Source organism: Campylobacter rectus (assembly GCF_004803795.1).
Lineage (GTDB): Bacteria > Campylobacterota > Campylobacteria > Campylobacterales > Campylobacteraceae > Campylobacter_A > Campylobacter_A rectus.
The window spans coordinates 1,788,596-1,799,056 of the sequence record NZ_CP012543.1 but is presented as its reverse complement, the minus strand read 5'-3'; the positions used below and the strand labels follow the sequence as shown (position 1 = coordinate 1,799,056).

Annotated in this window: 11 protein-coding genes; 7 read left to right on the top strand and 4 right to left on the bottom strand. The window is 45.3% G+C overall.

Annotated features, from left to right (window positions below; all coding sequences use genetic code 11):
- Positions 1 to 36 precede the first annotated feature (36 nt).
- The 5 genes from CRECT_RS08635 to CRECT_RS08615 all read left to right on the top strand — a co-directional run bounded on the left by CRECT_RS08635 (position 37) and on the right by CRECT_RS08615 (position 4,858).
- Entirely contained in the window at positions 37 to 1,374 is a 1,338-nt protein-coding gene (locus CRECT_RS08635) for an O-antigen ligase family protein (protein WP_004320224.1), read from the top strand.
- Positions 1,364 to 2,122, top strand: coding sequence for a polysaccharide deacetylase family protein (locus tag CRECT_RS08630; protein WP_004320182.1), 759 nt, complete (start codon positions 1,364 to 1,366; stop codon positions 2,120 to 2,122). Before CRECT_RS08635 ends, CRECT_RS08630 begins: the two co-directional genes overlap by 11 nt.
- Positions 2,123 to 2,336: 214 nt before the next feature.
- Complete coding sequence (locus CRECT_RS08625) at positions 2,337 to 3,158, top strand: hypothetical protein (RefSeq protein WP_004320175.1); 822 nt, start codon at positions 2,337 to 2,339, stop codon at positions 3,156 to 3,158.
- A 36-nt stretch (positions 3,159 to 3,194) separates the two neighbouring features.
- Positions 3,195 to 3,635 carry a hypothetical protein gene (locus CRECT_RS08620; protein ID WP_171992712.1) on the top strand — a complete coding sequence of 147 codons (441 nt, stop codon included), beginning with the start codon at positions 3,195 to 3,197 and terminating at the stop codon, positions 3,633 to 3,635.
- A 278-nt stretch (positions 3,636 to 3,913) separates the two neighbouring features.
- Complete coding sequence (locus tag CRECT_RS08615; RefSeq protein ID WP_004320163.1) at positions 3,914 to 4,858, top strand: tripartite tricarboxylate transporter TctB family protein; 945 nt, start codon at positions 3,914 to 3,916, stop codon at positions 4,856 to 4,858.
- Between the two features lie 28 nt (positions 4,859 to 4,886).
- On the opposite strand, the gene rfaQ is transcribed toward CRECT_RS08615, so the two are convergent.
- Genes rfaQ through waaC form a run of 4 tightly spaced genes read right to left on the bottom strand, consistent with a single transcriptional unit; the run spans position 4,887 to position 8,602 of the window.
- A complete protein-coding gene (gene rfaQ / locus CRECT_RS08610; protein ID WP_004320226.1) occupies positions 4,887 to 5,975 on the bottom strand; it encodes a putative lipopolysaccharide heptosyltransferase III in 1,089 nt (362 codons plus the stop codon).
- A complete protein-coding gene (locus CRECT_RS08605; RefSeq protein WP_004320204.1) occupies positions 5,972 to 6,736 on the bottom strand; it encodes a glycosyltransferase family 2 protein in 765 nt (254 codons plus the stop codon). Before CRECT_RS08605 ends, rfaQ begins: the two co-directional genes overlap by 4 nt.
- The gene (locus CRECT_RS08600) at positions 6,730 to 7,623 is read right to left on the bottom strand and encodes a lipid A biosynthesis lauroyl acyltransferase (protein WP_004320212.1); all 894 of its coding nucleotides are present in this window, start codon (positions 7,621 to 7,623) and stop codon (positions 6,730 to 6,732) included. Before CRECT_RS08600 ends, CRECT_RS08605 begins: the two co-directional genes overlap by 7 nt.
- Positions 7,616 to 8,602: a lipopolysaccharide heptosyltransferase I gene (gene waaC, locus CRECT_RS08595; protein ID WP_004320178.1), complete on the bottom strand. Its 987-nt coding sequence runs from the start codon at positions 8,600 to 8,602 to the stop codon at positions 7,616 to 7,618. The genes CRECT_RS08600 and waaC overlap by 8 nt, the downstream gene beginning before the upstream one ends.
- Before the next feature lie 63 nt (positions 8,603 to 8,665).
- Here waaC and CRECT_RS08590 point away from each other — a divergent pair, with 63 nt between their 5' ends.
- Positions 8,666 to 9,583 (top strand): 3'-5' exonuclease, encoded by a 918-nt coding sequence (locus tag CRECT_RS08590; RefSeq protein WP_004320235.1) that lies wholly within the window; start codon positions 8,666 to 8,668, stop codon positions 9,581 to 9,583.
- Positions 9,584 to 9,713: 130 nt separating this feature from the next.
- A complete protein-coding gene (locus CRECT_RS08585; protein ID WP_004320180.1) occupies positions 9,714 to 10,442 on the top strand; it encodes a hypothetical protein in 729 nt (242 codons plus the stop codon).
- Positions 10,443 to 10,461: the final 19 nt, after the last annotated feature.

Genomic DNA, 10,461 nt, shown 5'->3' with positions numbered 1-10,461 from the left:
ATCGTTATAATGGGCGTTTTAAATTTAAGGAAGAAAATGACCAAGCTGCAAAACCGCCTACAAAACGCCGCTTTATATCTCGTTTGCGTTTTTATCGCTTGCGAGCATATCCCGCATATGACGTCGGCGAAAAACATCTCGCTTTACGTCGCGCTTGCTTGCGCGATCCGGCTTTATTTCACGGATAGGACGCGATTTGCTGCAAGGATCGGGGCAAATTTCAGCCTTTCGCGCGTGCCTGCGTTTTGTCTTATCGCATTTGCTTTTTACGCGTTTTTGATCTCGGCTTTTCCCTATGCGCCGCAGTTTGATTCTCTCGGCAATGCGGCGAAAGAGTTTGGGCGCGGGTTTGCCTTTTTGTTTATTATTTACGTCTTGGCAAACGGCGAGGCCGCTCAGGCAAAAGCCTTTTTTTACGCGCTGATAGCAGGCTTTGCGGTTATTAGCATCTACTACGCCGCACCGCTTTTTAGCGAGTTTGAGAGGCTTGGTAGCGCGGGCGAATTTGACGCGCGGGTTGTGCGCCGTGCGTATGCGGACTACGTGGATAGATTTTTGCCTTTTGCGCTGGCGGGAGTTTTTATCTTTAGGCGGCTTTGGGCGCGGATTTTGGTCGCTTTGCTTTGTCTTGCGGCCGTGGGACTTGACGTTTTGAGCGGCGTTAGGGGCAGCTGGGGGGCGATGCTGGCTTGTTTTATTATGTTTGGTTTTTGTTTATATATCTTAGGCGGCGAGACGAAGCGTAAATTTAAACTCTTTGCCGTTATTTTTGCCGTTTGCGTAGCGGGCGCGTCGGCGGCGGTTTTGAGTTCGCCCACGGCGATGTATAAATTTTTGCAGATCGGTATAGTAAGCGAAGCAAATCTCGAAAATGAGAGCATGAGAGAGCGACTTGCCGGGCTTAGCTTTAGCTCGGGGCGCGATTTGATTTTAAAGGAGCGCTTGCCGCTGCTTTTTGCGAGTCCGCGTGCGATAACTGGGCTTGGGCACGGCAAGGAGCAGTATGACGCTTTTTTGCGCGACGAGGCGGACAAAGGCGCGCAGATCTCGATGATGCAGACGAGGCCAAACGGAGAGCGGTACTGGTTTAACGACGAGCCGTTTTTTATCGGGCACTATTACTACTACGGCGCGGTCGGCACGGCGTTGCTACTGGGCGGTTTTATCTCGCTTTTGGCGTATTCGCTTAGGCATTTTTTACGCTCGCGCGAGCTGCTTTTTGCTGCGATTTTTATCTCGCTAGCGTGTTATTTCGGCGTACGCGGGCTGTTTGAGGCGATAAACTTACGCATACTTTATATGTTTTATATGCTCGGATTTTTCGTCTTGCTAGTTGCGCGGACGGGAGCTAAAGGAGGCGGCGTTGAGCGTTAGCGTTTTGATGTATCATCACGTTTTAAAAAAGGGCGGATTTATCGCTTCTAGCGTGGAGGATTTTGCCTCGCAGATGAGGTTTCTCGCCGAGGCTGGCTACAAAACGCTCACGATGAGCGAATTTATCGCTTATAAAAAGGGCGAGCTGGCCGTACCTAAAAAAAGCATCCTCATCACCTTTGACGACGGTTGGAAGGACAACTACGTCTATGCCTACCCGGTCTTGCGCGAGTTTGGGCTGCGGGCGACGATATTTTTAGTGACGCAGTGGATCGAGCGCGCGAGCATGCGGCGGGGCGAGTTTATCGAGCTAACTCACTCCGAATACAAAAAAGTAGCCCCCCAGCGTCCGCAGGACGTGTTTTTGAGTCTTGACGAGATAGCTGCGATGCGGGACGTTTTTGACTTTCACTCGCATACGCATACGCATTTTGACGAGTATTTCGGCGCGCTCCCGCCTGAGGAAAATTTCGCTCGGTGCCGCGAGTTTATGCGCGCAAATTTGGGCATCGAGGATAGGCTTTTGTGCTGGCCGCGCGGCAAATATGGCGAAAATTTGATCCGTCTAGCTAGGCAGGCCGGTTACGAGGCGTTTTTCACGACGCAGCGAGGTATAAACAGACCAGACGGCGACCTATCGGCTATCAAGCGCATCGCCGCTAAAAAGGACGCCGCGTGGCTAAAACGCACGCTTTTTATCTATCAAAACGACTTTTTGGGCGGGATATACTCAAAGATAAAAAAGTAAAATTTGCCATAAATTTTAGTAAATTCGGGCGTCGTTTTTTGGAGCGTTTGAGGCGATTTACATAAAAATACGGCTAAATTTGGGCTTGGTTTTTGCGGGATTTGCATAAAATTTATCTCAAATTTAGAAAGGTTAGGGTGATGAACGCGGAGCGAAGGTATAAAATTTACGCGGCGGCGAGGTATCTGCTCGCTTTGGCATCTAAAGGATCGTTATGAAATTTCACAAACTTAAATTTAAAATCCTAGCCGCAACGCTGCTTTTTACGGTGATACTCTGCGCCATATTTATCCGTATAATCCCAGATTATTCCACTTCACGAGGCTTCGCCGTAGTTTTCCTTCCCGACTACAACAAATACAAGCAAGGATACTGCCTAAAAGAGGATAGAATTTTGCCCAAAGAGGAGCGATTTAAGCGAGGAATTTTAGATCTTTTAAATAGGCGCATGCTGTTTCAGGCCGTTGTTACCGACAAATGCTACTATGTATACCACTTCGATAATTGTAATTATGGCAATAGGGAATCTGCCGTTAAAGTAGGCTTTTATGAGACGGATAAATTTAATAACGATGATTGGCTGGAAGTTCTATCCAAAGAGTATGAGATAGAAAAACGTAAAAATCAAGGCGCCTGGCCGTATAGAAGTATTTTTGTCGATAAATTTCGGATGAAGCCCGTAAATATCGCAGAAAGGTTAAAGATAAATTTAGTTGGCAGATCGGCCGGTTTTGAGGAGCCCATAGTAGAATACGGCGGTTTGCGTGAGTATATTTTATATTACGATAAAAGCTTTATATTGTATGATAATTTTGAATTTAGATATGCCACGATTACGATATACGAAGGAGATACCATAAAAGATTTGTCTGAAGGAAAACAATATTATGACAACACCATAGAAAATGAATCGCGCGAAAAGAATTATTATTTAAAAATCGACACATGCGGTAATAGCGATTTTAAAATTTATAAAAACAATGTCGAAGAAATAGCGGATCGTCTGGTAAGAGAAGATTTGTTTAAAGGCGGCTAAAAAGCCTTGATTGTAAAATTTAAAAAGAAGCAAAATATGATGAGTGCTGAGCAAAGGTATAAATTTCACAGGGCGGCGAGATATCTGCTCGCTTTGCCGATAGTTTTCTTGCTTGTTTGGTGGGCGGCGGCTTTGATTTTGGCGGTTTTGCCTTTTGAGGGCGTGCTAAGGATTGCCGTTTTTGCGGCAACATTTGCGATTTTGGCTTGCGTGCTGCTTTGGTATTTGTTCAAAAGGTGTAAAAATTTCAAGCCAAGCAAGCTGTTTGTAAAAAATCCAAATCTTAGTTTACTGCTTTTTGCGGTAGAAAATTTATCGCTCGGCGCTTTTTACGGCGGGTTTTTGGCATGCCTCGCGGCGGGGTATTTTTGGGGCGAGCGTGCCGCCGGCTGGAGCGTGGCGTTTGCATTTGCGTTCGCGCCCGTTTGTTTGCTTGTTTTCGTGATCTCGTATGTGTTTAACGAAAAGAAGGCTTAGGTCCAAATTCGAAGCAAATTGAGCGTGTAAAAAACTTGCTTCGGTTAAATTTACGGCGCTAAAATTTACAAAACGAGCGTCAAATTTGACGGACGGCGCGCTTGCCGAAGTTCAAATTTAACTCTGCCTTAAGCCTTACGACATTATCATTTTATCAACGTAAAAAAAGGGCGAGGCGGTCAAAATTGGCGTATGACCACGACTGTTAGCCCGTAAAATTTGACGCAAGCGATAAATGCGCCGCCTCTGTCTTGCCAATAACAAAAAAAGGATACGCCATGGGTATGATAATACTGTTTGTTTACATTATTCCTTACTTGGCAGTTAGCACTATAGTTATGGTCATTACCGCAAAATACACTAATAAAATTTGGATCAGAGGTATCGTAGTGGCCGCGCTATTTCTAATCCCTACTTACGATATCATTATTACAAATATACTTGGGGCGTATTATTGCGCTACCGCTCCAAAAGCCTTTGTAAAACAGACCGTAGAGTATCCGCAGAGTATTTATTTTGAAGATAATGAACAGCCCTTTACAAAAGAAGATGCGGAGCGGATGAAGAGAAACTATCTAGATGGCATTCATTTAAAAACTTTAGCTTTAAATTTATCCGACGGAAACGTGATCATTTTTTCATTTGATGAAAATTCTAGCAAATTTAAAGAATATCTAAAAATTATGAAAGAGTATAATGAAGCTAAAGCTTCCTATAAAGCTTTACAAGAAGAACTTCATAAAAGGCTTGAAAACGGGGAAATAAAATATAAATCTGATGAACATAGTAAATACACGAGTAATATTAGCGCTCAAGAAAAGTTAATGTTCGAGCTTTCGAGCGAATCTAGTAATATTAGAAACAAGATAATTACGCAAAAGATAAACCAAAAGAGCGATATGCCAAAGATAAGCTACACAGTTATAGATAATGAAATCAAATTGAATAAATTTGTTGCCAATTTTCTATATTCTAGTGAAAATATTATTATCAAAAACGATACAAAAGAAGTAATCGGTCATAAAATATCATGCATGAAACTGTTTTACAATATATTGCCTGATTCTGTAGGGGAGAGATATTTTTCAGCCAAGATATGTGGCGAAGACGGTGTACTATATGAGAAGATATTTAGTGTAGATAAATGGCGCCTATGGAACGTGATTGATCACGAGATTAGTCTTAGTCATTTTTTATACAAAAAATACTCAAAAAAAGAATGATAAAAAAGTCAAATTTAATAAAGCCCACCTAACCCCGCTCCAAATTTTCCCTGATTTTGCTCTTTATCGCCTCTAGCTCCTCGCCCTCAAATCTCATCAGCGTTCGCTCCACGCCGTGCTTTATCATCCCCTCTTTGTCGCACGGTACGAAGCCCCAGTCTTTTTGAAATACCGCGTGCTTGCCCATAGTTTGGTTGCCGTTACGCTGCGTGTAGCCGTTTTCGTTTAGATCGTTATCCCACGGTCCCCACTCAAACGCCCCGCTAGGCCCAAACAGCGCGATCACGGGCACGTCGTTGGCCGCGGCTAGGTGCATGATCGCCGTATCCACGCCGATAAACATCACGGAGCGCTTTGAGAGCGCGGCGGTTTGCTTTAGGGTGAGTTTGCCGCCCAGATTTACGGGACTAGAGGAGCATAGCGCCAGCACGTCGTCTAGCTTTTTTAGCTCAGCGTCGTTGTTATCTGCCGTCAGCACTACGCGCACGCCCAGCCCCTCGCAAAAGTCGATTATCGCGGCCATAGTTTCATCGTCCGCGCACTTAAACATCCATCGGCTAGTTAGGTGCACGTGGATAAATTTAGGCGGCAAATTTAGATGGCTGATGCAGTCCGGATCGAAGTACACGCTCACTCGCTTGCCGCTAGGCTCAAATCCAAGCGCGGCCAGGGCATCTAGATTTCTATCCACGGTGTGGCGCAGGCCGCCTATTTTAGGGGCTTTGTGCGTGATTATTTTATTTACGGCTTTGTTTTTGCCCTCAAAGCCCACGATGGTTTTTATCTTTGCGTATTTGGCGACGATGATGCCGCGGTCGCCAGTCGTGGTCTGCACGGCGATGTCGTACTTTTGCTTTTTGATAGCGCGGATAAACTTTAGCTCGCGCCAAAGTCGTTTGAGAAAGCCGACCTCTTTTATATTTGCGCGGTCGTAGATATGGATGTTTTGGATGTTCGGGTTGCCCTCGATCATCGCCTCGGTACCCTTGTTTAGCGCGAAATCTATCTGCGCGTCGGGGTAGATACGGCGCAGGTTTTCGATGAGCGGAGTCGTGAGCAACACGTCGCCGATGTTTCTAAATTTCATAACGAGGATTTTGATTTTTTTATCTTTCATTTTACGTACTTCCAAAATGTATATTGCGAGTAAAGCCTTGCTATCACGTAGCCGCGCCAGCCCTCGCGCCAGCCGCCCTTTAGGAAAAATAGCTTAAAAAACGTCCACGCGGGATTTAAAACGGCTTTAAATTTACTTGATTTTGCGCCCTTTGCACCGAGGCTCGAGTAACGATTTTGCTTGGCGATAAACTGCTCGATGCTACCATATGCGTAGTGTTTGAAGTGGTTTTTTAGCCTGCCGATTTGATTTTTAGCGGTGGTTAAATTTGCTGCGTCCGCCGAGGTTTGTTCGTCCGTTTTGGCCACGCTTTTTAAAACGACCTTTTCGTGTATCTCGCGCCCGTCAAACTCCGCCCGCGTCTTGTCAAACAGCCTAACCGTGTAGTCTGGGTAAAGCCCCATAGTGCGCACTTCTTTGCCGAAAAAGATATTTGCGCGAGCCACCTCGTATGCGCAAAACCCAGGACGCTGCAAAACCTGCAAAATTTCCTCTCGCAAAGGCTCTAAAATCACCTCGTCGCTATCTAGCACGAAAACCCAGTGATTACGCGCTAGATCGACGCCCAGCTGCTTTTGTGCGCTAAATCCCAGCCATTTTTGCTTGTGAAATTTGACGTTTTTAAACTCAGAGCAAATTTGCTCAGTAGCGTCCTGCGAGCCGCTATCGACGACGACGACTTCGTCTGCGAATTCGCAGCTTCTTAGCACCTCGGCGAGGTATTTTTCGCTGTTAAGCGTGAGGATTACGACGCTTAGCATTTATAAATTTCCTCGTTAAAATGCTTAAATCGTTTGTGAAACCAAAAATACTCGTCCGGCTTCTCGCGTACGGCGGCCTCGGTGGCATCTGATTGCGCTTGCGTGGCCTTTAGAACGGCTTCGTCTTTGTCAAAATCCCTAACGTCAATCGGCGGAAAAAAGCAAATTTCGCTGAGGTTCGCCCCTTTTTCGCGGATAAATGCGGGCACGATGAGCGCGTCCGTTTTTTGCGCGAAAATGCTAACCGCAGGCGTATGTAAAACCTTTCGTCCGAAAAATTTGACCTCTACGCCCTCGTCTTTGGCGGTGTTTTGATCGACTAGGATGCCGACTAATCGGCGCGCCTTAACCGCTTTTAGGATTTGCTTTGCGCCGCCCATTTTATCGATTAGCTCGATATCAAAGCGGGTGCGGTTTGTCGCCAAAATGCGCTGCATGACCGCGCTATCAAGAGCGCGTCCGACGATACTAACGCCGCCGAATTTTGCCGCCATCGCCAGCGAAAAGAGCTCCCACTGCCCGTAGTGCGCCGTTTGCACGATGATCGGGCGGCCGGAGGCAAGCGCGTTTTGAAAGATTTGCTCGTTTTTAAATTCGACTTTTTCTAGGATTTTTTCCTTGCTCGCGTTTTGGTTTTTTATAAAATTTACCGCAAATTTGGCGAAGTTTTGGTACGTGTCTTTTATGATTTGCTCTTTTTGCTCGGCTGTTAGCTCGTTTGCGTAGGCGAAATTTAGATTTGCTCTGATGATTTTGGTGTGCTTGGCGTCAAATTTATAAAACAAAAACGCGATGAAATTTAAAAAAGGATCCAGCAAAAACGCGGGCGTAACGGTAAAGATAAATTTAAAAAATCTATAAAGCCAAAGGTAAAATAAATCACGCATCAAGTAGCCTTTTTGCCGCGTTTGCGATAGTCTGCGGCGCTATATCTCGCACGCAAAAGTCGCTTTTATCTATCTTTTTGGCGTCTATTTTTTTGCCCGCGTCTAGCGTTAAATTTACGGGCGTCGCGTAAGCGTTTCTGCCTGAGGGGCGGTTACCAAAAAGCGTGATAGAGGGGCGATTTTGCGCCCAGGCGATATGCGTCACGCCGCTATCGTTTCCGATAACCAGATCACAGCTTGAGATAAAGCTCACGAGCTCTTTTAGGCTTAAGCTTAGCGTTTTTGCGTTTGAGTTTTTTATCAAATTTATGGCTTTTTTCTCCTCGTTTTCACCGTTAAAGCAGACGAAAATTTCATTTTGCGGCTCGTCTAGCAGGGCAATAACGTCTCCAAATTTATCGTAAATTTTACTCGGCTCGCTAGCAAAAGGCGCTATCAAAATTTTCTTTTTTGAGCTATCAAATTTACTTTTCAAAGCGCTAAAACAAGGCTGTTTGGCTAAAATTTCATCCTCGCTAAAACTAAAGCCTAAAGCAAAAGCCGTAAGTCCTAAATTTCGCAAGATGATATTTTCTCCGTAACCATAGCTAAATTTATGCTTGTAAAACAGCGCCGCAAGCGGTTCTTTGGCGCTAAATTTGTCAAATCCGTAACTGTTTTTGCCAAGGAGCTTCGCAACCGCGGCGGATTTAATAAGCCCCTGCAAGTCGATGACATAGTCAAATTTGCCCTCTTGTTTTGCAGACGCGATCAGCTCCAAGCTCTTTTTGTATTCGCCGTTTTTTAGTGGTAGCGATACGACGCGCGAAATTTGCGGACAAAGGAACAAAATCTCGCTAAATTTAGCGTCGGCAAACCACGTTATTTTAGCTTGCGGCAAGTGCTTTTTGATAAACTGCAGCACGGTCGCCGCATGGACGATATCGCCCAGGGCGGAGAGCTTGATAACGGCGATGTTTGGGGCTGAGTTTTTATTCATTTATCGCTTTTATAAAGATTTTTAGCTATCATTTTAGGCAAAAATAGCTAAAAAAGGTTTGAAATGGCTAAAAATTATATCTGCGTTTTTGACTGCGAGACGGTGCCAGACACCGCGCTTTTGCGTAAAATTTACGGCTTTGAGGGAAGCGACGCGGAGGTGGCGAGGCAGGCGTTTGCCGTGCAAAAGGCCGCGAGCGGAAGCGAGTTTTTACCGGTGATGTTTCACCGCGTCGTGGCGATCTCTGCGGTGATGGCGGACGAATACGGTAAATTTTTGCGCGTAAGCACGATGAAAGGCGCAAGCGAGCGCGAAATCCTAAATAAATTTATCGGTTTCGTAAACTCGCACAACCCGCGCCTAGTGAGCTTTAACGGACGGGGCTTTGACCTGCCGATGATTTTAACTCGCGCGATGAGGTACAACGTCTCGTTTCCGAGCTTTTACGAGGTCGAAAACAAGGAGCTTGGCAAAGGCAAATGGGACGGCAACTACCGCGACCGATACAGCGGCAAATTTCACTTTGATCTGCTTGATCACGTGAGCGAGTTTGGCTCCGTGCGCGGGCTAAAGCTGGACACGCTTTGCGCGAGCTTAAATTTGCCCGGCAAATACGACGTGCACGGCGATCAGGTGATGGAGCTGTTTTTTGACGGTAAGATCGATAAGATCAACGAATACTGCGAAAGCGACGTGCTAAACACATACTGGCTTTTCCTAAAATACGAGCTTTTGCGCGGAAATTTGACGCTGGACGATTACGCGGACGACATCTCGGTGATGAGCGAGTGGCTCGCGGCAAACTGTGCGCAGATGGGCTATACGCCGGTTTTTTGCGAGGCGGTCGATCGCGAACTCGTACGCCTTGAAACGCAAAACTACGAGGAAGAGCCCGAACTCGGAGATGACGACGAACAGGTCGGAGTAGAGGAATACTACACCGAAGAAAATATGCCCGAGATAAATTTAGACGAGCAGTGACGGGCGCAAATTTAGTATATTTTACCAGATCGACTAAATTTAAAGGGCTTGCTCTTGGTTAAAGCGTAATTTAATCGTAGTTTTTGGTAAGTGCCGATAGTTTAATTTTTATAGAATATAAGGATAATCAGTGTATAAAAAGATCGTAGCTTTTTCGGCGATATTCGCCCTGCTGTTTTCCGGTTGCGCAGATAAAAGCGCCAGCGTCAAAAAGATAGACGAGATACAAGGACTTTATGCGTATAATGACGGATACTACGTTGTCGGTGACAAATATACCTTCAGACTAAACGAAACGGCAAAAATAGACGATGCCAAACGCTTTTACGCTAGCGAATTTGCCAATAACATAAAAGATGATTTTGCATCTATTTGCATATATGAAGACGATAAAAAGATGGTCGGAACATATGTCATTTTTCTTGATAAAAAGCTATTCTCGGATGAGAGATACGCTGCACTAAAAGCGTCTTTTGAGATGTTTGATCCAAGCAAAAATATACAATGGTCTCAGGCTATGAAAAGCTTTTTGGAGTCGGGATACATAACAGGCTATTACTATCTGAGCGGAAATATGGCAAACATAAGCAATGCTAAAAGAAAAGAAATTTTAACCTCGGGTAAATTTCAAAACCCCATCAAAGTATATACAAATAAAGATTGCGAAAAAATAAGTACAAGCAGCAGCAGGGCGAGGATAAATCTCGGCGATGCGGCGATGGTCGTAGGCATACCTGTCGCCGGTGCGGGGATGATAGTAGCTTTTCCTGCTATATTTGCGGTCGGAGCGGCATTTTACGGTACGTTTTTCGTAGGCTGGGGGCTTGGTTGTTTGCTTGGATTAGCGCGTTGTTCGTAGGGTTGGGGCTAATTTTATT